The following is a 21,911-nucleotide window of genomic DNA, read 5'->3' as shown; positions in this document are numbered from 1 at the left end:
GGGGTGGCCCTTTTTCGCGTTCCCGGGGGAGGTTTCTTGGGGGAGGGGCGGGTTTCCCCGGCGGGGGGTGACCCCCGGGAGGGGCGTGTGGTGGGGGGATTGTTTCGGGGGTGTCCGCCGTTTCGCTGCCGGGCTTGGGGCGGCCGCGACCCTCGGCCGTGACCCGATGATCCGTCCCGATAAGCAAAATGCCCTGGTCCATCGCGGACCAGGGCATTCGCCGGAATAGCAGGTTCCCTTACGGGGTGATGAACAAGCCGTCGCCCACGGGTCGTTCGGCGCCGTCCGAGGGCTGGTTGACGACCTTGTGGCCGACCACCATCGCACTGGAGCCACCGCCGTCGAGGTTGATGGCCTGCTTGGCGCCCAGCCAGCGCATCAGCTGGGCCGCCTCCACCATCGAGGCGCCCACGGTGACGCCCGGAACGCGGCCGTCCACCGTGGCCAGGATCAAGCCGCCGGACTTGGTGATGCCGGCCATCGTCCGGGGGTGCCGGCGGAGCATCATGTTGACCGAGGCCTGCCCGTCGGCCAGCGCGGTGATCCTGATCCGGCCGTTGTTGACCAGTCCCACGCCGCCGCCCATGACGTATGTCTCGGGGGTGAGCGGTACGGTTCGCCGTGTCCGCAGATCGACGACCTTGGTGTCCAGCCTCACGGTCGCGCTCTCCGCGGCGTGCTCCAGCAGCCAGTCGGCCATGACGCCGTTGCCGTGGAGCACCGAGGCGCCGTGCGGGACGGCACCGCCGGCCCGGCGGGTGGCGATGACTCTTCCCTGGGCGTTGAGCACGACCTCGGTGCCGCCGTCGGCCGCCGTCTTGGTGCCGAACTCCTCGGTGTAGAGCACGAGCTCGTCGGCGGCGGGGGCTCGGTTGACGCCCTGTACCTCGGCCCTCGTCCCGTCGGAGGAGGTCGCGGTGACGGTCGACTTCAGCTCCGTGATCCGGATCTTGCGGCCGTTGACCACCAGGCCGCTCCGGCCGGGTACCGCCTCGCTGAGCAGCCTGCCGCCCACCACGGAGATCCCCATCGGGTCGCCCTTGATCTCCTTGACCGTGTGGATGTTGAAGAAGCCGCCGTTGACACCGGCGATGGCGCCGGTGAGCTTGGACATCGAACTGGTGGTCTCACGCTTGGCGATGGTCTGTCCGACGCTCGTCTTGAACGATCCCCGGAAGACCTTCGGATCCACCATCAGCACCCGGATCCTCCAGGGGCCGGTGGTCTCCAGGCCGTCGTCACCGAGGTAGTCGGTCCTGGCCCGGAGGTCGAACGCCTTGAGTTCCTTGACCACCTTGTCGGCTTTGGCGCGCTGCTTGAACGTCCACATCCCGACGCGGACCACATACCGTTCCACGGCGGGAGCGTCCGCGGCGGCGGGCTGCACGATTTTCTGGACGTTCGGGGTGAACCCGGCGGCCTCGACCTCCCCGGCCTTCGTCTGAGCGGTGGTCAGGGAACCGTCATCGTGGCCGTTGGGCATAAGCACGGTCACGGTCCACCCCTGGGTGGATCGACCGTGTTGCACACTGAAGAGGCTTACTCCTTGAGCCACGCTGCGCTGGTCCTTGACCGGAGCCACGCGTTCACCGAGGGGAAACGCTGAGGCGGGGAAGGTCAGGGTGGCCCGCTCCGCCTGGGCTGGAATCGCTGTGGCAGCGAGTGTTACGACTGAAAGCCCGACGATGAGACGTCGTGACATGTCTATCTCTCCCCGTTGATGACCATACTCCGGGCCACCATCGTGCCGAGATCTACCTGTCAAGGTGAGTGAAACACGCTAAACGTGCAAAGAAAGTATTCTTTCCCACGCGATCCCTTTACGGGGGGACACGGCTGGCCGTTCCGGTCGGAGTGGATGCGCCGCTCAATGTGGGGTCGCCCCTCGCCGTTCCGCTGCGGAGAGTGAGGGGACGACGCTACGGTCAGGGGGACGCGTCGTCTCGGTCGTGGCGGATCACGCCTCCTGCCAAGAGGTCGATGGCAGGGGGCGTGTGGCCGCCGCCCGCGGAGGACACGGTTGGTTAGACGGGCGCAAGCCGTACGGAGTCTGGGTCCTGTACGGCTTGCGCCGCCCCGTCCCAGGGGGCTCTAAGGCATGGAGTGATACACCTTGCGAAGGGTCTCGTGGACGATCCAGGTGGTCTTGGCTCCGTCGGCGAGCAGGCAGACCGATCCCGGGACGAGATCTATGCTGACGCCGCCTTCGACCTCCACGGTGGCGCGGCCGGACAGGACCACGAAGATTTCGTCGCGTTCGACGTCGGTCACGGTGCCGGGAGTGATCTCCCAGATGCCGCGGCTCTGCGAGCCGTCGGGGGAGGACCACAGCTCCACCGAGGAGACCTGTGGTGAGCCGGCCAGGACTTGGGCGGGGTCCAGTTCGTCGGGCGACAGCCGTACGTCGTCGACGGGGACGGCGAAGACGCCGGCGGCGGTGACCATGCGGGCAAGGTCGGCGCTCTCGGGAACGAGGATCTCGGGCATGGTGGCCTTTCAGGTGCGGGGGTTGTCTCTCCGGAAGGACTCCAGCGCCAGCAGTGCGACGTGAAGGGAGAGACAGGACTCGACATCGTCCAGGTCGGTGTCGAGAACGCGTTCTAGTCTACGGAGCCGGTCGTAGAAGGCCGGACGGGACAGGTGGGCTTTCTGCGCGGCGACGGCCTTGTTGCGGCCGGCGGCCAGGTAGATCCGCAGGATCCTGGTCAGGTCGCCGCCGCGCTGGGCGTCGTGGGCGAGCAGCGGGCTGAGTTCGCGTTCGGCGAAGGTCTGCAGGCGGGCGTCGTCTCGCAGCAGGTGCAGCAGGCCGCGCAGGCGCAGGTCCGGGAGGCGGTAGAAGGGGCGGCCGTCGGGCTGTCTGACGGCCACGTCGGCGACCTGCTCGGCCTCCAGAAAGCTCCGCCGTACGTCGCGGATCGACTCGACCACCGAGCCGGCGGCGAGGACGAACGGGGAGGTGAAGGCTGTGCGCAGGCGGTCGGCGAGCGCGGTCAGGGTGGGTTCGGTGAAGGTGCGCGGGGGCAGCGGGAGCAGGATGCCGACGCGGTTCTGATCCAGAGCGCCGACCAGGGCGGGGAATCGGGCGTCGCGGCAGGCGGCGGCCGCGGCATCGGCCAGTTCGCCGAGTCGCGCGAGGTGCTCCTGGCCTTCCGGCGGGCTCTCGGCCGACTCGGACAGCCGCAGTACCACGCTGATCAGCTTGCGGCCGGTGAGCGGCACGCCGACCGCGCGGGCACGGGCGGCGGCCTCCTCGGGGTCGGCGTAGGCGTGGGTCAGGATGCCGGCGATGATCGTGCCGTGTGCCTGGCGCTCCAGCGACTCCTGATGGCGCTCCAGAAGGCGCCCCAGGGCGAGGGTGGTGGCGGCGCGTTCGGCGAGCACGATGTCGCGCGGCCCTGGTGTGCCGTCGCAGAGCAGGATCAGCCGGCCCCAGTCCTGGCCACGCGCGCCGACCGTGGTGACCAGCCAGCCGGAGGCCGAGTCGTAGGCGGTGCGCCGGCTGGGCGCCACCGCGCGGGAGCGTGTCTCCCAGCTCGCCAGCAGCGCCCCGGTGTCACGTCCCGCCGTCTCGCAGGCGAGCACCTGATGGGCGAGGTTCTCCAGCAGCACCGGGCGGCCGGACAGCCGTGCGACCTGGCTGAGCACCTCGGCGGGGGAGGCGCCCTCGACGGACAGTTCGGTGAAGACCTCGTGGAGCTGCTCGGAGGCGCGTAACTCCCCCAGCTGGATGTCGATGATCCGGGCGTGCACCGACTCGGTGATCTGCACGAAGGGGGTCTCGCGGGCCAGTGTGACCAGGGGCAGGCCGTGCTCCTCCGCGGCGTTGACCACGGAGCGGGGTAGTTCCCCGATGAACCTGCGGCCCAGCTCCACGATCAGGCCGGAGGCTCCCACGGCGGCGAGTTCGGCGATGTAGGCGGCCAGGCTGTCCGGATCGTCGGGGAGTGCGATGCCGGTGGTGAGCACCAGTTCCCCGCCGCGCAACAGGTGGGCGATGTCGGTGACCTCGCCGACGTGGACCCAGCGCACCCGGGTGTCCAGCCGGTCGGCTCCCGCGACCACTCGGGGATTACCTCGACGGACGGTATCCAGGGCGAGGACGTCGGCGATGGTAGGGAGCACCCGTCGAGCGTATCCCATCAGGTTGTAAGGTGGAAAAGTAGACAACTTACAGGCTGTTGCGTCAGATCTCCAGGTGAGCGGCTTTTAGGGTGGATTATCGCCCGGCCGATGGTTCGGCCGTCGTCTCGGTATCGCCTGATCTCGCGTCCTCCGGGTCCTCGGCTGCCACGGGCCCCGGGGCGTGCCGGCGTCTCAGGTGCGCCTCCAGGCCGTCGAGGAGGCAGGTCAGCCCGAAGTCGAAGTTGAGCGCGCGGACGGCCTCCGCGTCCACGTCGGCGTATTCCGCGTAGCGCGCGACCAGCTCGGGATGGTCGCCGGCGGTCTGGTCCAGAACGACCTTCATGGCGGCGAGCATCTCCTCGTCGTTCATCTCCGAACCGGCCATGATGCTCCGCCAGGCGATCTCGGGACCGGTCGTGCCCAGCACGTAGGCCATCAGCGCCGACGAGGCGTGGTCCAGGGACAGGCCGGTGAATCCCGCCACGGTGAACGTGTTCAGCAGCCGGCCCGACAGGCGCATCGCGTTGGGGCCGATGGCCGGTCTGGTGCCGACGAGCGTGGTGGACCAGGGATGAGCGAAGAGCGTCGTGCGCAGGCCGTAGGCGAGCACCGAGGCCGCGTCCCGCCAGCCGATCACCTCGGGGGCGGGCAGCGGGACCTCACCGAAGATCTCGTCGAGGATGAGTTCGAGCAGCTCGTCCTTGTTGGCCACGTGCCAGTAGATGCTCGTCGCCCCGGAGCCGAGCCTGGAGCCCAGGCGGCGCATGCTCAAGGCGTCCATTCCCTCGGCGTCGAGCAGTTCCACGGCGGCCCGCACGATCTGTGACCGGCTCAGCGTCGGACTCTTGGCGGGACGGCTCTCACGAGTCCAGACCGAGGTCAAGGGTGGCTTCACCCTTCAAGCATAAATCCCCTCGCACGTCGTTCGAGGTTTGTCGTACAGTGTGCGAGTGAAATCGAACGCTGTGCGAGTAGAGCCCGACCCCCGCCGCTGGTGGGTCCTCGGAGTGCTCTGCCTCAGTCTTATGGTCCTCGTGGTGGACAACACCGTCCTGAACCTGGCCATCCCGGCCCTGATGACCGACCTGGGGGCCAGCCCCTCGGACATTCAGTGGATCATTGACGCCTACATCCTGGTCTTCGCCGGGCTGCTGCTCACCGCGGGCAGCCTGTCCGACCGTTACGGCCGCAAGCGTTTCCTGATCATCGGCCTGGTGCTGTTCGGCGGGGCCTCACTGATCGCGCTCATGGTCACCGAGCCGTGGCACCTGATCGCAGCCCGCGCGCTGATGGGGGTCGGCGGTTCCATCCTGATGCCGAGCACCCTGTCCATCCTGATCACCGTCTTCGACGACGACGAACGCCGCAAGGCCATCGCCGCGTGGAGCGCGGTGGCCATGGTCGGTGTGATCGCCGGTCCCACGCTCGGCGGTTTCCTGCTCGAACACTACTGGTGGGGCTCGATCTTCCTGCTCAACGTGCCCATCACGCTCGTCGCCGTCGTGGCGGCGGTGGTGTTGATGCCCGAGACCCGAGGCCCGGCCCGGGGGCTCGACCCGGTTGGCGTGCTGCTCTCCACCGCGGGCATGAGCGCCCTGGTCTTCGTGGTCATCTCCGCTCCCGGCGAGGGCTGGTCCTCCCCCTCGGTCCTGGTCGCCGCCGGGGTGGCCGTACTCGGACTGGGCGGATTCACGCTCTGGGAGCGGAGGGCGGCCCATCCGATGCTGCCGCTCGAACTGTTCCGCGACCGCAACTTCAGCGGATCGTCGTTCTCGGTCGTGCTCATGTCGTTCGGCACGGGCGCGCTGCTGCTCATGCTCACCCAGTATCTCCAGTTCGTGCTGGGCTACGGGCCGATGAAGGCCGGGCTGGCCCTGCTGCCGTACGCCGTGGCCGCCGCGCTCTTCAACGGGGTCGGCGCCGGGCTGGGGCAGCGGGTCAGCAACCGCACGCTGATCGCGGCCGGCATGACGGTGATGGCCCTCGGCTTCGTCGTGCTCGCCCTCATGACCGCCGGCAGCGGGTACGGCATGCTGATCGGCGGCCTCATGCTGATGGGCGTCGGCGGTGGTCTCGCCGGGCCCGCGATCTACGCGACCCTGATGGGCGCGGTGCCGCCCGAGCACGCCGGGGTGGGGTCGGCGCTGAACGACACGGTGCAGCAGGTGGGTATGGCGCTGAGCGTCGCCGTGCTCGGCAGCGTGCTGGCCGGGGTCTACACCTCCTCGATGCCGGCGAGCGCCCCGGCCGCCGCGCGGGCGTCGATCGGCGGCGCGTTCCAGCTGGGAGACCCGGGGGTGATGCGGGCCGCGAGGGAGGCGTTCCTGTCGGCCATGTCGTTCGGCTCCTGGGTGGGCGTCGTCTTCACCCTCGCCGCCGTCGCGCTGGCTCTCACGGTGCTCCGGCCCGCCCCCAAGGTTCAGGCCGTCCCGGAGGCGGAGCCGGTCGAGACGGGGAGCTGAGACGATCTCCCGGCCGCCGGGGGTGCTCAAAAATTCATGTATTTCAGATTGATTTAGTGGTAAATATGGGTGACCATGGGCGTATGGGCCGCTCAAGCCGGTGGAGGTGGACATGAAGGGTGCGGTTCGCGCTCACCGGTTCGGCTGATCGCCGATGCTCGGGTGGGGAGCCGGGGGGTGCTCCACCCGAACCCCTGTACGGCTTGCGCCAACCGTCGCGGGGCGCAAGCCGTACAGGGTCCTCCCTCGGCGGCGTCGGGGGAATCCGAGGGTGACTCTGACACTCTGCTGGGTTTAATGGAAATATCCCGACATGTTGCCGGTGGGAGCAGTCGTCCGGAACAGTGATACTCAATGTATGTCGGACCTTCTTGCGCGCCACCGTGCGGTAATGCCCAACTGGTTGGCCCTCTACTACAACGACCCCATCGAGATCGTCAGCGGCAAGGGCAACCGGGTCGTCGACGCGTCGGGCAAGAGCTACCTCGACTTCTTCGCGGGCATCCTGACCAACATGATCGGGTACAACGTGCCCGAGGTGCGCGAGGCCGTCGAGCGGCAGCTGGCCACCGGCGTCGTGCACACCTCCACGGTCTATCTGCTCCGCGGCCAGGTCGAGCTCGCCGAGAGGATCGCCAAACTGTCCGGCATCAAGGACGCCAAGGTCTTCTTCGTCAACTCGGGCACCGAGGCCAACGAGACCGCGCTGCTGCTGGCGACCTACGCGCGCAAGTCCGACCAGGTGCTCGCCATGCGGCAGAGCTACCACGGCCGCTCCTTCGGCACGGTCGGCGTGACCGGCAACCGCGCCTGGAAGAACAACTCGCTGTCGCCGCTGAACGTGCACTTCCTGCACGGCGCCGACCGGCACCTCACCCAGTTCCGCGGGCTGTCGGACGCCGGCTACATCGCGGCCTGCGTGGACGACCTGCGCCACGTGCTCTCCACCACCGTCGGGGGCGACGTGGCCGCGCTGATCGCCGAGCCGATCCAGGGCGTCGGCGGCTTCACCATGGCGCCCGACGGGCTGTTCGCCGCCTACCAGGAGGTCCTCGACTCCCAGGGCGTCCTGTTCATCTCCGATGAGGTGCAGACCGGCTGGGGGCGCACCGGCTCGTCGTTCTTCGGCATCCAGAACCACGGTGTCACGCCCGACATGATGACCTTCGCCAAGGGCCTGGGCAACGGGTTCGCGGTCGGCGGCGTCGTGGCCAGGGGTGATCTGATGGACAACCTCCACGCGGTCGGCCTGGCCACCTTCGGCGGCAACCCGATCTCCATGGCCGCCGCCACCGCGACCCTCGACTACGTGCTCGACCACGACCTGCAGGCGAACGCGGCCCGCACCGGCACCCTGATCATCGACGGGCTCCGTGAGGCCGCGCCGCGCCTGCCGATCGTCGGCGACGTCCGGGGCAAGGGCCTGATGTTCGCCGTCGAGCTGGTGGACCCGGCGACCCGCGAGCCCTCCCCCGCGCTCGCGGCACGGTTCATGGAGGAGACCAGGAAGGCCGGTCTGCTCGCCGGCAAGGGCGGCCTGCACGGCAACGTGCTGCGCATGGCCCCGCCGCTCACCCTGACCCCGGACGAGGCCGCGGAGGGCCTCGGGATCATCGTCAACGCACTTGAGGTCATCAACACCGAGGTCGTGTCGTCGTGAAGAACATCACCCACTGGATCGCCGGAGCCCCCGCCGAGGGCTCCGGCCGTACGGCCGAGATCTTCAACCCGGCGACGGGTGAGGTGGCCGGGCAGGTCCAGCTGGCGTCGGTGGCCGAGGTCGACGCGGCCGTGGCCTCCGCGGTGGCGGCCTATCCGGCATGGCGCGACTCCTCGCTGGTCAAGCGCTCGCAGGTGCTGTTCCGCTTCCGCGAGCTGATGTACGCCAACCGTGACGAGCTCGCCGGGCTCATCTCCTCCGAGCACGGCAAGGTCCACTCCGACGCGCTGGGCGAGGTGACCCGCGGGCTGGAGGTCGTGGAGTTCGCCTGCGGCATTCCGCACCTGCTCAAGGGAGGGTTCTCCGAGGGCGTCTCCACCCGGGTCGACTCCTACTCGATCCGTCAGCCGCTGGGCGTGGTGGCCGGGATCACCCCGTTCAACTTCCCCGTCATGGTGCCGATGTGGATGTTCCCGATCGCGATCGCCGCGGGCAACGCCTTCATCCTCAAGCCCTCGGAGAAGGACCCGTCGGCCTCGCTGCTGATGGCCGCGCTCTGGAAGGAGGCCGGGCTGCCCGACGGGGTCTTCAACGTCGTCCAGGGCGACAAGGTGGCGGTGGACCGGCTGCTTGAGCACCCGGACGTGCGGGCCGTCTCCTTCGTCGGTTCCACGCCCATCGCCAGGTACGTCTACGAGACCGGCACCTCCCACGGCAAGCGGGTCCAGGCGCTGGGCGGTGCCAAGAACCACATGCTCGTGCTGCCCGACGCCGATCTCGACCTGGTCGCCGACGCCGCGGTCTCGGCGGGCTTCGGCTCGGCGGGGGAGCGCTGCATGGCGATCTCCGTCGTGCTGGCGGTGGACCCGGTGGGCGACGAGCTGGTTGACGGGATCGTTTCCCGGGTCTCCGCGCTGACCGTCGGCCCCGGTGACGATCCCGCGTCCGAGATGGGCCCCCTCGTCACCGAGGCCCACAGGGACAAGGTCGCCTCCTATCTCGACCTGGGCGTCTCCGAGGGGGCCAAGCTCGTGGTGGACGGCAGGCTGACCCCGGTGCGCGGCGGCGCCGCGGCGGACACCCCCGGCTTCTGGCTCGGCCCCACGGTCCTCGACCACGTCCCGGCCGACTCCCGGGTCCACCGGGAGGAGATCTTCGGCCCGGTCCTGGCGATCGTGCGCGTCTCCTCCTACGAGGAGGGGGTGGAGCTGATCAACCGCGGCGAGTTCGGCAACGGCACCGCCCTCTTCACCAACGACGGCGGCGCCGCCCGGCGTTTCCAGAACGAGGTGGAGGTCGGCATGATCGGCATCAACGTGCCGATCCCGGTGCCGATGGCCTTCTACAGCTTCGGCGGCTGGAAGGCGTCGCTCTTCGGCGACACCCACGTCCACGGCACCGAGGGTGTGCACTTCTACACCCGGGGCAAGGTCGTCACGTCACGCTGGCTCGACCCCAGCCACGGCGGCGTCAACCTCGGCTTCCCGACCGGCGGTTGATCCCCGTACGGCCCGCCCGCGTGGCCCGGCCTGCTCGAAGGCGTCTCCCCCGGCCTGAGGACCATGCCGATGACGGGGCGTGTGCTCGGCCCGGCCGGGGAGAGGCCGGTAGGCTCCGGGCAGGTGGGTAACGGCTTCGTGAGGGGACTTCGTGAGCAGGGACAGGCTCCGCCGTACACGTCTCGGAGCGCCGGCGGGGGCGCTGGCGCTCGTGGTCTGCGTTTTCACGGGGGCGGCCGGTGCCGACCGGCGGGCGCCGGCTCCCGCCCCCTCGGCCTCCCCGGCCGTCACGACACCTTCGGCGTCGGCGTCGGCGTCGTCCGGCTCCGGTCCGAGCCCCGGCCCGACGCCCTCGGCGTCGATCGGCAAGGGCGAGGGGACGCTGCAGGTGCTCGCCTTCCAGGGACAGGTCGAGTACGGCGCGGCCGTCTCCGACGCCAACTGGGTCTCGCCCTTCGAGAAGCTGACCGGGTGCCGGGTCAGCAGGCTCGATCGGGTGCAGACGAGCGAGGAGATGGCCGACAGGCTCCGCGGCAATTCCTACGACGTCGTCTCGCCCTCGCCGGAACTGGCCGGACGGCTGATGGCGGAGGGAGCGGTCGCGCCGGTCGACACCGCCCTGCTGCGCTCCTACAAGGACATTCCCAAGCGGCTGCGCGAGCTGCCCGCCGTGCGGCGGAAGGGCAAGGTCTACGGCGTTCCCTATCTCTGGGGGTTCACCCGGGTCCTCCGTGAGGGAGACGCCCCCGGCGGGCCCGACGCCCTCTACGGGACCGGGGCGGTGGCGATCCGCGACAGCCCGCTGGGCTTCGCCGACGCCGCCCTCGCGCTCCGCGAGACCAGGCCGGAGCTGCGGATCAAGGATCCGTTCCAGCTCACCCCCGCCCAGCTCGACGCCGCGGTGGAGCTGCTCGCCGCCCGGGACGGCCGGGATCGGGTCTACTGGGAGGACGGGCTGGAGGTGATCCAGGCGCTCTCGGCGGGGCAGGTGCGGCTCGCCCAGGCTCTGCCGTACCACCTGGACCTCTTCCGGCGCGCCGGCCGTCCGGTGAAGGCGGTGGACGCCCCGGCGACGACCGGGTGGGTCGGCTCGTGGATGCTCGGGGCCGGTGCCACCAGCCCGAACTGCGCCTACCGGTGGCTCGACTGGGTCGGCTCGGCGGACGTTCAGGGCTCGGCCGCCGCCTGGACGGGGCTCGCCCCCGCCAATCCGGAGGCGTGCGATGGCGACGCCCGCCGGATATGCGAGATCTACCACGTCCGCGACGCCGCATGGCTGCGGCGTGTCCTCTTCGCCGTCCGCCCAGCGAGGGACTGCGGGGGGTCGGGCGGAGAGTGCACCGACTACACCGACTGGGAGAAGCGGTGGCACGACCTGGTGCGGTGAGCGGGGGGCCTGAAAAATAGTCCTTTTTGTGGTCATCGCCACCATGAGTGCGAGATTTGGGGGATTTGCCTGTTTTGGCTATCGACTGGTTGACCAGTCAGTGGATAGGATTCCGGCATGAGAATCCTTCTGGTGGGAGCGGGCGGCGTCGGCTCGGCCGTGGTACCGATCGCGGCACGGCGAGATTTCTTCGAACACATCGTGGTGGCGGACTCTAGACAGAGCCGCGCCGCCGACGTGGTGGCCAAGATCGGTGACGCGCGGTTCAGCGCCGTCGAGCTGGACGCCTCCGACCGGGCCGCGGTCGAGGCGGCCCTGACCGAGCACCGCTGTGACGTGCTCTTCAACGCGGTGGATCCGCGTTTCACCATGCCCCTGTTCCAGGCGGCGCTCAACACGGGGGCGCACTACCTGGACATGGCGATGTCGCTGTCGCGGCCCCATCCCGGCAGGCCGTACGAGCTGACCGGGGTGAAGCTGGGTGACGAGCAGTTCGCGCTGGCGGACACCTGGCGGAGCCGGGACAGGCTGGCGCTCGTGGGCATGGGGGTGGAGCCGGGCCTGGCCGACGTGTTCGCGCGTTACGCGGCCGACCACCTGTTCGAGAGCATCGAGGAGATCGGGGTCCGTGACGGGTCGAACCTGGTGGTCGAGGGATATGAGTTCGCGCCGACCTTCTCCATCTGGACGACCATCGAGGAGTGCCTGAACCCCCCGGTGGTCTGGGAGAACGGCGAATGGCACACCACCGAGCCGTTCAGCGAGCCCGAGGTGTTCGACTTCCCCGAGGGGATCGGGCCGGTGGAGTGCGTCAACGTCGAGCACGAGGAGGTGCTGCTCGTGCCCCGCTGGATCGACGCCGGGCGGGTGACGTTCAAGTACGGCCTCGGCCAGGAGTTCATCGGCGTGCTGAAGACCCTGCGCAAGCTCGGCCTGGACAACGCGGACAAGATCCGGGTCGGCGGGGTCGAGGCCTCACCCCGCGACGTGGTGGCGGCCAGCCTGCCCGATCCGGCCACGCTGGGCGACCGGATGAGCGGCAAGACCTGCGCGGGCACCTGGGTGAAGGGCGTCGGCAAGGACGGCGGACCCCGCGAGGTCTACCTGTACCACGTGGTCGACAACGAGTGGTCGATGCGGGAGTACGGCTGCCAGGCCGTGGTCTGGCAGACCGCGGTGCATCCTGTGGTCGCGCTGGAGCTGCTGGCCACCGGTGCCTGGACGGGATCCGGGGTGCTCGGCCCCGAGGCGTTCGACGCGGTGCCGTTCCTGGAGCTGCTCAACGCCTACGGCTCGCCGTGGCGGATGCGCGACCAGAGCCGGGAGGCTCTGCTCTCCGCCTGACGCCCGCCGGATCCCGCCCCGGGCGCGGAGGCGGGTCCTCAGGAGAAGGCCACCCGGCGAGGGAGAGGGTAGACGTTCTCCTCCGGCTCCCGGATCAGCGCGTCCGCGCACTCCGGGCAGGCGAACAGGGGCCCGTCGTCGGGCAGGCGGCCGACCCTGGCCCGAGGCCGGGGCCACTTCTTGTGACAGGCCACGCAGGCATCGCCCTCGCGCTGGGCCGGGGTCAGGCCCTCGGGGTCGAACGTCGTCGTGGTCCGTGCCGTCCTGGTCGGTCTCCAGTCCATCACGCCTCCCGTCTTGATCGCGCAGTCTCATACCGGAACCGTTATAACGCCGTCGCTCTCCGTGATCGCTGTGCTGGGTGTCAAGGGGCGGTTAAATCACTCCCCGTGCGCCTGCGGTAACACACTAAAAGGGGCATCCGACCTCAAGCCGGATGCCCCTTTTGAGATGGTCCAAACCATCAGACCTCGTTGATGGCCTTCTCCAGGATCAGCAGGCCCTCTTCCAGCAGATGGTCGGGGATGACGAGCGGCGGCAGGAACCGCAGCACGTTTCCGTAGGTGCCGGCGGTCAGCACGAGCAGGCCCTCGGCGTGGCACCGCCTGGCGATCTCGCCGGCCGCCGTCGGGTGCGGGTCCGTGGTGCCGGGGACGACCAGCTCGATGGCGATCATGGCGCCGCGGCCGCGCACGTCGCCGATCACCGGGCTCCTGTCGGCGACGGCCCGCAGCCGGGGAAGCATGATCTCGCCGATGTGGCGGGCCCTGCCGGTCAGGTCGTCGGCCTCGATGGTCTCCAGCACACCCAGCGCCGCCTCGCAGGCGAGCGGGTTGCCGCCGTAGGTGCCGCCCAGCCCGCCGACATGGACCCGGTCGAGAAGCTCGGCGCGACCGGTGACGGCCGACAGAGGCAGCCCGCCCGCGATGCCCTTGGCGGTGACGATGATGTCCGGGACGATGCCCTCGTCCTCGCAGGCGAACAGGTCGCCGGTCCGGGAGAAGCCGGTCTGCACCTCGTCGGCGATGAAGACGATGCCGTTCTCACGGCAGAACTCCGCGATCCTCGGCAGGAAGCCCTTGGCCGGCTCGATGAAGCCGCCCTCGCCCGCGATCGGCTCGATCACCACGGCGGCCACGTTCTCCGCGCCGATCTGTTTGCCGATCTGGTCGATCGCCTGGGCCGCCGCCTCCTCGGCGCAGTTCTCCGGCCCCGTGGGCCAGCGGAAGGGGTAAGCCAGCGGCACCCGGTAGACCTCGGGGGCGAACGGCCCGAACCGGTGCTTGTACGGCATGTTCTTGGCGGTCAGCGTCATCGTCAGCAGGGTCCGGCCGTGGTAGCCGTGGTCGAACACGACGACCGCCTGGCGTCCCGTGGCGTGCCGGGCCACCTTGACCGCGTTCTCCACGGCCTCGGCGCCGCTGTTGAGCAGGAAGGTGCGCTTTTCGTGGTCGCCGGGCGTGAGCTCGTTGAGCTTCTCGCAGACCTGGACGTAGGACTCGTACGGCGTGACCATGAAGCAGGTGTGGGTGAAGTCCGCGACCTGCCTGGTCACCCGCTCGACCACGCGAGGGGCCGCGTTGCCGGCGCCGGTCACCGCGATGCCGGAGCCGAAGTCGATCAGTGAGTTGCCGTCGGCGTCGACGACCACACCGCCACCGGCGTGGGTCACGAAGACCGGCAGGGTGACGCCGATACCCGGAGGGACGGCGGCCTGCTTACGCGCGAACAGCTCGCGGGATTTCGGGCCGGGGATCTCGGTGACAACCCGGCGCTCCTGCGGAAGCGAGGGGCCGCCCTGGGTGACGGTACTCATGCTGCGACGGTATGTCGCGCATGCCGGTATACCGATGATGCACTATGGCAAAATTATCCGGAGCACTCTAGCCGTAACGTACAAAACCGGGGGTGGTTGTGGCACCGACGCTCCGCACCGTCGTGCGACGGTTGCCGCTCGGGCTCGGCGTGCTCGCCGGGCAGGACGGGCTCGACCGGCCGGTCCGCTGGGTGGCGGTCAGCGAGCTGGAGGACCCGACGCCGTTCCTGGAGGGCGGCGAACTGGTCCTCACCACGGGCATGCGCCTCGACGCCGGCAACGCGGGATCGTACGTCGACCGGCTGGTCGGCAGGGGAGTCACCGGCCTGGGCCTCGGCGTCGGACTGGGGCACGAGACGGTTCCCGCCGAGCTGGTGGAGGCGGCGGCCCGGGCGGGGCTGCCGCTGATCGAGGTGCCGCGCGACACCCCGTTCGTCGCGATCGGCAAGCTGGTCAGCGAGCTGATCGCCGCCGAGCAGTACGACGAGATAAGCCGCGCCTTCGCAGCCCAGGGACGTCTCACCCGTGCCGCGCTCCGCCCCGAGGGGCCCTTCGCGGTGATCGACCGCCTGGCCCACGAGCTCGGCGGCTGGGCGGTCCTGCTCGACGAGGCGGGAGCCGTACGGCACGCCAGGGGAGAGAACGCCACCGGTGTGGCGCGCCTCCTTCCCGAGTTGGAGCGGCTGCGGAAACCCGGGGGGCGGGGGGCGCCGGTGAGCCTGGCGCTCTCCACGCCACAGGAGCACGTCATCGTGCAGCCGCTCGGCGCGCGGCGCGTCAGGGGGTTCTTCGCGGTCGGCGCCGACAGGCCGTTCACCCCGGTCGCGCACACCGTGGTCAACGCGGCGGGGTCCCTGCTGACGCTGGCCATCGAGCACGGCGGGGAGCACGTGGCCGCCGAGCGCCGGGTCCGCTCCGCGGCGCTCCGGCTGCTGCTGGCCGGGGAGGTGGAGGCCGGGCGGGAGACCCTGGAACTGCTGGGGGACGGGCTGCCCGCCGGTCCGCTGGTGGTGCTGGCGGTCGGCGGTGATCAGGAGGCGGTGCTGGAGGCCGTGGAGGAGGGGTTCGCGGCGGCCGACGGAGACCGGGTGGTGGTCGCCGTCTCGGCGGTCCGCGCCGAGGGCACGGTCGCCGCGCTCGCCGAGCACGGCCCGGTCGGGGTCGGTTCCCCGGTCGGCCCCGCCGACCTGCGGACCGGGCTCGACCAGGCGGACCGGGCGCTCGCCTCGGCCCGGCGCCGTGGGGAACGGGTGACGCGCTTCGCCGACCTCGCGGGTCAGGGCCTGCTCTCGCTGCTTGACGCCGGGGCGACCGCGGCCTTCTCCACGGCGCTGCTCGCCCCGCTCCGCGAGTACGGCTCCCGCGCCGACCTGCTGGAGTCGCTCCGCGCCTACCTGGCCTGCAACGGGCACTGGGACGCGGCGGCGCAGCGGCTCGGCGTGCACCGGCACACCCTGCGCTACCGCATGCGGCGCGTCGCCGAGCTTCTCGGCCGAGACCTCGACGACCCGGCGGCCCGCGCCGAGCTGTGGGTCGCGCTGGCCGTGGCGGGCTGAGCTGCGGGGACACGCGGGAGCGGCCCTCCTCGGAGGCCGGGACCGCTCAGAGGGGGGACGGAGTCCGAGGGCGGGGCCTCTTGGCAAGGTAGCGGGAGATGGTGGCGTAGGTGACCGCGTCGTAGGTGCGGCTGTCGCGCAGGTGACCGGCACGCTCCAGGCTGATGGCCCCCTGAGCGGCGGCCCAGAGGGCGTCGGCGATCTTCCTGGGCTGCGTCGGGACGATGTATCCCGCCGAGATGCAGTCGGCGATCACCCGGTCGAGGACGTTGAGGGCGGCCCGTGCCAGCGTCCGGGCCCGCTCGCTGGGCACGAAGCCGGGGATCGCCCGCTCGAACATGAGGGCGTAGTAACCCGGCTCGGACAGCGCGGCCTCCCGGTAGGCGGGACCCAGCGCGGTGAGGTGCTCCAGGGCGTTCTTACGCGCCGGCACGGCCTCAAGCCGCCGGCGGAACCGCTCGAACCCCTCAAGGTAGAGCGCCTCGGCCAGCCCTTCCTTGCTGCCGAACATGGTGTAGATGACGGTTGTCGAACATCCGGCCTCGGCGGCGATGCGGCGCATCGACAGGCTCTCCGGCCCGCTGGTGACAAGGAGCTGGCTGGCCACGTCGAGCAGTCTGCCGCGAAGCTCGTCCTGGACGGCCCGCTCGCCGAGTAGGTAGGCACCCTGCAACCCGCGCGGCGGCGGAGAGGTCATGCGGCCACGCCCTTCCGTTCTGAGGGAGTTGCAATCGGTGACTTAGCCAGGGCGAAGATCTTTCAAACCGCCGCCATATAAGAAATATCCATAAAGTGCCCTGTTTTCGTTACAGCCCGATGGGGAATTATTTTTATGCGCAAAGGTGTGTTCGCGCAAGTGTCTTGTGCACATTGGAGTAAAGCCGCCTTCTGACCTGTGACGTACCGTCTGAGCCATGGACGTGCGCCCCTTCTGGCTCGCCGGTCGTCCCGCCACCGGGGACGCCGAGCTAACCGTGATCAACTCGCATGACGGCCGCGTCGTCGGCGTCTGCTCCGTGCCGACCGCCGACCAGGTCGAGCAGGCCGTCGCCGCCGCGACGGCCGTACGCGCACGGGCCGCCGCGCTCCCCCTTCACACGCGGGCCGACGCCCTCTCCCACGTCTCGCGCCGTCTGGCCGAGCGGTCCGAGGAGATCGCCCGGCTGATCATGGAGGAGAACGGCAAGCCGATCTTCTGGGCCCGAGGCGAGGTCAACCGGGCGATCTCCACCTTCCGGTTCGCCGCCGAGGAGGTCCGCCGCCTCGGCGGCGAGACCATGCGCCTGGACACCGAGGCCGCCTCCGCCGGCCGTCTGGCCTACATCTCGCGCGTCCCGCACGGCCCGATCCTGGCGATCACGCCGTTCAACTTCCCGCTCAACCTGGTGGCCCACAAGGTCGCGCCGGCCATCGCGGTCGGCGCCCCGGTCATCGTCAAGCCCGCCCCGGCGACGCCGCTCTGCTCCCTGGTGCTGGGCGAGATCCTGGCCGAGACCGATCTGCCCGAGGGCGTGTTCTCCGTGCTGCCGGTGCCCAACGACCGTGCCGCCGCCCTGGTGGAGGATCCGCGGCTGCCCGTCGTCTCCTTCACCGGCTCCGGTCCGGTGGGTTACGCGATCATGGATCGGGTGCCGCGCAAGCACGTCACCCTGGAGCTCGGCGGCAACGCCGCCGCGGTCGTGCTCGCCGACGCCGACCTCGACTGGGCCGCGTCGCGGGTGGCGCTGTTCTCCAACTACCAGGCCGGGCAGAGCTGCATCGCGGTCCAGCGGGTGATCGTTGAGGAGTCGGTGCGCGAGGACTTCCTGACCAGGCTGGTCCCGGCCGTCGAGGCGCTGGTCACCGGGGACCCCGCCGACGACAGGACCCAGGTCGGGCCGCTCGTCTCGGCCGAGGCCGCCGAGCGTGTCGAGCGGTGGGTCAAGGAGGCCGTCGCGGCCGGCGCCCGGCTGCTGACCGGAGGCACCCGCGACGGCGCCACCGTCGCCCCCACCGTGCTCGCCGACGTCCCGCACGATGCCAGGGTCTCCCGCGAGGAGGTCTTCGGCCCCGTGATGGTCGTGCAGTCCGTCTCCGGGGTGGACGCGGCCTTCGCCGCGGTCAACGACTCCGCGTACGGCCTGCAGGCCGGGGTCTTCACCCGGAACCTGGACGTCGCGTTCCGGGCGAACCGGGAACTTGAGGTCGGCGGCGTGGTCATCGGAGACGTCCCGTCCTACCGTGCGGACCAGATGCCCTACGGCGGTGTCAAGGACTCCGGTGCCGGCCGCGAGGGCATCCGCTCCGCCATGGCCGACTTCACCTACGAGAAGGTCATGGTTCTCACCGGGCTGACCCTGTGAGCGGCGTGGCCGCCTCTCGGAACGGTGTCGCGACCGGTGCCGCGGAGGCGTCCGGAGAGCCGGGTACGGCCCGCACCCCGTGGCCCCGGGGCGGGGGCCGTACCAGGCCCCGCCGGGTCAGGAGTTCTGGGCCACCGTGTAGAGCCGCCGGGCGGTCTCGCCGAAGTAGGGCCCGTACATGGTGCCGCGGTCGTCGCTGTACTTGAAGCTGCTCACCGAGGTGACCGTGCCGCGCCCGGTGGCGGGGTCGAAGCCGCTCAGCCAGGGACCGCCGCTGGCCCCGGCGGTCATGTCGCAGCGCAGCCCCTGGTCGCCGGTCTGGCCGTGCGGGTCGTCACGGACCGGGCCCGCGCAGTAGACCAGGTGCTCGCCGTCGTAGGGCGTGTCGGCGGGAAAGCCGAACCCGTGGGCCTGGCGCCCTCTGGGGGTGCCGAAGGCGATGTCCTGGGCGCCGGCGACGTCACCGAGATGCCTGCCGTCACGCCGGCCGACCGCCACCATGCCGACGTCGTGGCTGTCGTCGCCGTCACGCGCCCACGGGCCCGCGACGAACATCCGGCGGGCGGTGAACTGCCCGTACGGCCTGCGCCCCCTGTCGTAGCCGGGGATGAACACCCAGTTGTCGGCCCACGCGCCGCCGCCGTTCTTGACGCAGTGCCCGGCGGTCACCACGAGGTCCCTGTTGGCGCTCCTGACCGAGCTCGCCGAGCACACGAAGTCGACCCCGTCGATGGTCAGGAAGACCCGCCCCGTGGTGCGGGTCACCCATCCGCCGGCGTTCCACTGGGCCCCGCCGGTCCGGCCGTGCCGGAGACGGACGGGGACGGGGACGGAGGTCGTGCTCAGCGCCCCGGTCACCGTGCCGAGCAGGCCGATCGGGGCGGCGGCCGCCATCCGGCGCGGGGTCCAGTAGCCGAGCACCCGGCGCCGGGCGGCGACGCCGCGGGCGGCCAGGTGCCCGACGACGTCCGCCGTCTCCGAGGCCGCCACCGCCCCTTCGGCGGCCGGCCGGCCGGGCTGGGCCGGCTGGACCACGACGCTCGCGACCCGCTGCCCGTGCTCCGTGACCGCCGCGCCGGTCAGGGAGGTGCCCGTCAGCCCGGTGACGAGCGCGGCGCCCGCGAGCAGGGGGAGGCTCGAAGTCATGGGACCCGATTTTGCACTACGACATGTGTTCTTGTGGCTACTTTCGGTAAATCTCGGAGGGAGGCTCCCCGCGCGCTCCTCGCCGGTTCCCCGTACCGCGAATTCCGCGACCGGCTCGACAGGGAGACGTCAGCCGGGAGAATGGGACGGTGCAGCCAGACACCACGCGCTCCGTCGTCCTGCTCGGCTCGACCGGTTCCATCGGGACCCAGTCCCTCGACGTCGTCGCCCGCAACCCGGGCCGGTTCAGGGTGGCCGCCCTCGCCGCGGGAGGCGGCCGGATCGACCTGCTGGCCCGCCAGGCGGCCGAGTTCCGGCCCGACGCGGTGGCGGTCGCCGACGCCTCGGCCGCGCCCGCGCTGCGAGAGGCCCTGGCCGCCCACGGGGTGAGCACCACGGTGCTCGCCGGGCCCGAGGGGGTCGCGGAGGCCGCGGCGTGGCCGTCCGACACGGTTCTCAACGGCATCACCGGAGCGCTGGGGCTGACGTCGACACTGGCCGCGCTGGAGGCGGGCCGGACGCTGGCCCTGGCCAACAAGGAGTCGCTGATCATCGGCGGCCCGCTGGTGAAGCGCCTGGCCAAGCAGGGACAGCTGATCCCAGTCGACTCCGAGCACGCCGCGCTGGCCCAGTGCCTCTGGGCCGCCGGTCCCACCGGCGCGGACGCGCGGGCCGTACACCGGCTGATCGTCACCGCCAGCGGCGGTCCCTTCCGCGGCAGGCGCCGCGCGGAGCTGGGGGAGGTGACGCCGGAACAGGCGCTGGCCCATCCGACCTGGTCGATGGGGCCGGTCATCACGGTGAACTCCGCCACGCTCGTCAACAAGGGCCTGGAGGTCATCGAGGCCCACCTGCTCTTCGACATCGGCTTCGACCGGATCGACGTCGTGGTCCACCCGCAGTCGGTCGTCCACTCGATGGTGGAGTTCGTGGACGGCTCGGTCGTCGCCCAGGCCAGTCCGCCCGACATGCGGCTACCCATCGCCCTCGCCCTCGGCTGGCCGGAGCGGGTCCCCGGCGCGGCCCCCGCCGTCGACTGGACCGGCGCCCACACCTGGACCTTCGAGCCGCTCGACGACGAGGCGTTCCCCGCCGTCGCGCTGGCCCGTCACGTCGGCTCGGCCGGGGGCACGGCCCCGGCCGTCTACAACGCGGCCAACGAGGTCTGCGTCGACGCCTTCCTGGCGGGGCGGCTGCCGTTCCCCGGCATCGTCGACACCGTGGCCTCGGTGGTCTCCGAGCACACCGTCACCGGAGCCGACACGGTCGCCGAGGTGCTCGACGCCGACGGGTGGGCCAGGATCCGGGCCCGGGAGCTCACCTCGACTGCCTAGACTGGGGACGTCACCGACTCTTCAAGGGCTGAAAATGACTTCTGTTGCTCTCGGCATCCCTTCGGTCAGAACGAAGCCGATCGCCGAGCGACGCACATCCCGTCAGATCATGGTCGGCTCCGTTCCGGTGGGCGGGGACGCGCCGGTGAGCGTGCAGTCGATGACCACCACGGTCACCGCCGACATCAACGCCACGCTCCAGCAGATCGCCGAGCTGACCGCCTCCGGCTGCCAGATCGTGCGGGTGGCGGTGCCGTCCCAGGACGACGCCGAGGCGCTGCCGATCATCGCCAGGAAGTCCCAGATCCCGGTGATCGCCGACATCCACTTCCAGCCGAAGTACGTCTTCGCCGCGATCGAGGCGGGGTGCGCGGCGGTCCGGGTCAACCCGGGAAACATCAAGAGGTTCGATGACAAGGTCGGTGAGATCGCGCGGGCCGCCGCCGACCACGGGGTGCCGATCCGGATCGGCGTCAACGCGGGGTCGCTGGACCCCCGGCTGCTGGAGAAGTACGGCAAGGCCACGCCCGAGGCGCTGGTGGAGTCGGCGCTGTGGGAGTGCTCCCTGTTCGAGGAGCACGGCTTCCGGGACATCAAGATCTCGGTCAAGCACAACGACCCCGTGGTGATGGTGCGGGCCTACCGGCTGCTGGCCGCGCGGTGTGACTACCCGCTGCATCTGGGGGTGACCGAGGCGGGCCCGGCGTTCCAGGGCACGATCAAGTCCGCGGTGGCCTTTGGCGCGCTCCTGTCGGAGGGCATCGGCGACACCATCCGGGTCTCGCTCTCCGCGCCTCCGGTGGAGGAGGTCAAGGTGGGCGCCGCGATCCTGGAGTCGCTGAACCTGCGCGAGCGCGGCCTGGAGATCGTCTCCTGCCCGTCGTGCGGCCGGGCCCAGGTCGACGTGTACACACTGGCCGAGCAGGTCCAGGCGGGGCTGACCGGGCTGAAGGTGCCGCTCAGGGTGGCCGTGATGGGGTGCGTGGTCAACGGTCCCGGGGAGGCGCGGGAGGCAGACCTGGGAGTCGCCTCGGGGAACGGCAAGGGCCAGATCTTCGTCAAGGGCGAGGTCATCAAGACCGTGCCGGAGTCGCAGATCGTGGAGACCCTCATCGAGGAGGCGCTCCGGCTCGCCGAGGAGATGGGTGTGCGGGTCGACCTCGACGAGGACGCCCCCGGCCCCGAGGTCGTCGTCCTCTAGGGCTGCGGCCCCGGGAGTTTTGGGCCGTTCGCCCCGATGGTC

17 protein-coding genes are annotated in these 21,911 nt (G+C 70.6%); 9 read left to right on the top strand and 8 right to left on the bottom strand.

The annotated features are described in order from the left end of the window. Positions 1 to 238: 238 nt before the first annotated feature. The 4 genes from ABZ194_RS18275 to ABZ194_RS18260 all read right to left on the bottom strand — a co-directional run bounded on the left by ABZ194_RS18275 (position 239) and on the right by ABZ194_RS18260 (position 5,017). Positions 239 to 1,495: a phosphodiester glycosidase family protein gene (locus ABZ194_RS18275; protein WP_355597619.1), complete on the bottom strand. Its 1,257-nt coding sequence runs from the start codon at positions 1,493 to 1,495 to the stop codon at positions 239 to 241. A gap of 596 nt (positions 1,496 to 2,091) precedes the next feature. Continuing rightward, positions 2,092 to 2,487: a cupin domain-containing protein gene (locus tag ABZ194_RS18270; protein WP_355597617.1), complete on the bottom strand. Its 396-nt coding sequence runs from the start codon at positions 2,485 to 2,487 to the stop codon at positions 2,092 to 2,094. Positions 2,488 to 2,496: 9 nt separating this feature from the next. Further along, on the bottom strand, positions 2,497 to 4,122 hold the full coding sequence (locus ABZ194_RS18265; protein WP_355597615.1) for a PucR family transcriptional regulator ligand-binding domain-containing protein: 1,626 nt from the start codon (positions 4,120 to 4,122) through the stop codon (positions 2,497 to 2,499). Positions 4,123 to 4,216: 94 nt separating this feature from the next. Continuing rightward, positions 4,217 to 5,017 carry a TetR/AcrR family transcriptional regulator C-terminal domain-containing protein gene (locus ABZ194_RS18260; protein WP_355597613.1) on the bottom strand — a complete coding sequence of 267 codons (801 nt, stop codon included), beginning with the start codon at positions 5,015 to 5,017 and terminating at the stop codon, positions 4,217 to 4,219. Positions 5,018 to 5,072: 55 nt separating this feature from the next. Between ABZ194_RS18260 and ABZ194_RS18255 the strand changes: the two genes are divergently transcribed. The 5 genes from ABZ194_RS18255 (at position 5,073) to ABZ194_RS18235 (ending at position 12,474) form a co-directional block, all read left to right on the top strand. Continuing rightward, positions 5,073 to 6,584: an MFS transporter gene (locus ABZ194_RS18255; protein ID WP_355597611.1), complete on the top strand. Its 1,512-nt coding sequence runs from the start codon at positions 5,073 to 5,075 to the stop codon at positions 6,582 to 6,584. A 358-nt stretch (positions 6,585 to 6,942) separates the two neighbouring features. Continuing rightward, positions 6,943 to 8,244: an aspartate aminotransferase family protein gene (locus ABZ194_RS18250; protein WP_355597609.1), complete on the top strand. Its 1,302-nt coding sequence runs from the start codon at positions 6,943 to 6,945 to the stop codon at positions 8,242 to 8,244. Beyond that, positions 8,241 to 9,743 carry a CoA-acylating methylmalonate-semialdehyde dehydrogenase gene (locus tag ABZ194_RS18245; RefSeq protein WP_355597607.1) on the top strand — a complete coding sequence of 501 codons (1,503 nt, stop codon included), beginning with the start codon at positions 8,241 to 8,243 and terminating at the stop codon, positions 9,741 to 9,743. The genes ABZ194_RS18250 and ABZ194_RS18245 overlap by 4 nt, the downstream gene beginning before the upstream one ends. A gap of 151 nt (positions 9,744 to 9,894) precedes the next feature. Continuing rightward, complete coding sequence (locus ABZ194_RS18240; protein WP_355597605.1) at positions 9,895 to 11,130, top strand: extracellular solute-binding protein; 1,236 nt, start codon at positions 9,895 to 9,897, stop codon at positions 11,128 to 11,130. A 117-nt stretch (positions 11,131 to 11,247) separates the two neighbouring features. After that, positions 11,248 to 12,474 (top strand): saccharopine dehydrogenase C-terminal domain-containing protein, encoded by a 1,227-nt coding sequence (locus ABZ194_RS18235; RefSeq protein ID WP_355597603.1) that lies wholly within the window; start codon positions 11,248 to 11,250, stop codon positions 12,472 to 12,474. Between the two features lie 38 nt (positions 12,475 to 12,512). On the opposite strand, the gene ABZ194_RS18230 is transcribed toward ABZ194_RS18235, so the two are convergent. Continuing rightward, complete coding sequence (locus tag ABZ194_RS18230) at positions 12,513 to 12,758, bottom strand: hypothetical protein (protein ID WP_355597601.1); 246 nt, start codon at positions 12,756 to 12,758, stop codon at positions 12,513 to 12,515. Positions 12,759 to 12,937: 179 nt separating this feature from the next. Next, a complete protein-coding gene (gene gabT, locus ABZ194_RS18225; RefSeq protein ID WP_355597599.1) occupies positions 12,938 to 14,290 on the bottom strand; it encodes a 4-aminobutyrate--2-oxoglutarate transaminase in 1,353 nt (450 codons plus the stop codon). Positions 14,291 to 14,382: 92 nt separating this feature from the next. Between gabT and ABZ194_RS18220 the strand changes: the two genes are divergently transcribed. Continuing rightward, positions 14,383 to 15,846, top strand: a complete 1,464-nt coding sequence (locus ABZ194_RS18220; protein ID WP_355597597.1) for a PucR family transcriptional regulator ligand-binding domain-containing protein — start codon at positions 14,383 to 14,385, stop codon at positions 15,844 to 15,846. Between the two features lie 46 nt (positions 15,847 to 15,892). Here the strand turns inward: ABZ194_RS18220 and ABZ194_RS18215 are convergent, their stop codons facing one another. Continuing rightward, positions 15,893 to 16,543: a TetR/AcrR family transcriptional regulator gene (locus ABZ194_RS18215; protein ID WP_355597595.1), complete on the bottom strand. Its 651-nt coding sequence runs from the start codon at positions 16,541 to 16,543 to the stop codon at positions 15,893 to 15,895. 217 nt (positions 16,544 to 16,760) lie between these two features. On the opposite strand from ABZ194_RS18215, the gene ABZ194_RS18210 reads away from it, so the two are divergent. Beyond that, positions 16,761 to 18,188, top strand: a complete 1,428-nt coding sequence (locus ABZ194_RS18210; protein WP_355597593.1) for an aldehyde dehydrogenase family protein — start codon at positions 16,761 to 16,763, stop codon at positions 18,186 to 18,188. Between the two features lie 117 nt (positions 18,189 to 18,305). Here the strand turns inward: ABZ194_RS18210 and ABZ194_RS18205 are convergent, their stop codons facing one another. After that, positions 18,306 to 19,334, bottom strand: a complete 1,029-nt coding sequence (locus ABZ194_RS18205) for a hypothetical protein (RefSeq protein ID WP_355597591.1) — start codon at positions 19,332 to 19,334, stop codon at positions 18,306 to 18,308. Between the two features lie 149 nt (positions 19,335 to 19,483). Between ABZ194_RS18205 and dxr the strand changes: the two genes are divergently transcribed. Then, a complete protein-coding gene (dxr, locus tag ABZ194_RS18200) occupies positions 19,484 to 20,668 on the top strand; it encodes a 1-deoxy-D-xylulose-5-phosphate reductoisomerase (protein WP_355597589.1) in 1,185 nt (394 codons plus the stop codon). Positions 20,669 to 20,702: 34 nt separating this feature from the next. Beyond that, on the top strand, positions 20,703 to 21,869 hold the full coding sequence (ispG, locus tag ABZ194_RS18195) for a flavodoxin-dependent (E)-4-hydroxy-3-methylbut-2-enyl-diphosphate synthase (RefSeq protein ID WP_355597587.1): 1,167 nt from the start codon (positions 20,703 to 20,705) through the stop codon (positions 21,867 to 21,869). Positions 21,870 to 21,911 lie beyond the last annotated feature (42 nt).

Source organism: Streptosporangium sp. NPDC006007 (assembly GCF_040614315.1).
Taxonomy (GTDB): domain Bacteria; phylum Actinomycetota; class Actinomycetes; order Streptosporangiales; family Streptosporangiaceae; genus Streptosporangium.
Note: the sequence above shows the minus strand (reverse complement) of the source record. Positions and strands in the feature narration are given on the sequence as shown.

Excerpts from the sequence above, each read along its gene's own strand:
- ABZ194_RS18270 (WP_355597617.1), bottom strand. The coding sequence starts at position 2,487 with ATGCCCGAGATCCTCGTTCCCGAGAGCGCCGACCTTGCCCGCATGGTC.
- ABZ194_RS18250 (WP_355597609.1), top strand. The coding sequence starts at position 6,943 with ATGTCGGACCTTCTTGCGCGCCACCGTGCGGTAATGCCCAACTGGTTG.
- ABZ194_RS18235 (WP_355597603.1), top strand. The coding sequence starts at position 11,248 with ATGAGAATCCTTCTGGTGGGAGCGGGCGGCGTCGGCTCGGCCGTGGTA.
- ABZ194_RS18230 (WP_355597601.1), bottom strand. The coding sequence starts at position 12,758 with ATGGACTGGAGACCGACCAGGACGGCACGGACCACGACGACGTTCGAC.
- gabT (WP_355597599.1), bottom strand. The coding sequence starts at position 14,290 with ATGAGTACCGTCACCCAGGGCGGCCCCTCGCTTCCGCAGGAGCGCCGG.
- ABZ194_RS18215 (WP_355597595.1), bottom strand. The coding sequence starts at position 16,543 with ATGACCTCTCCGCCGCCGCGCGGGTTGCAGGGTGCCTACCTACTCGGC.
- ABZ194_RS18210 (WP_355597593.1), top strand. The coding sequence starts at position 16,761 with ATGGACGTGCGCCCCTTCTGGCTCGCCGGTCGTCCCGCCACCGGGGAC.
- ABZ194_RS18205 (WP_355597591.1), bottom strand. The coding sequence starts at position 19,334 with ATGACTTCGAGCCTCCCCCTGCTCGCGGGCGCCGCGCTCGTCACCGGG.
- ispG (WP_355597587.1), top strand. The coding sequence starts at position 20,703 with ATGACTTCTGTTGCTCTCGGCATCCCTTCGGTCAGAACGAAGCCGATC.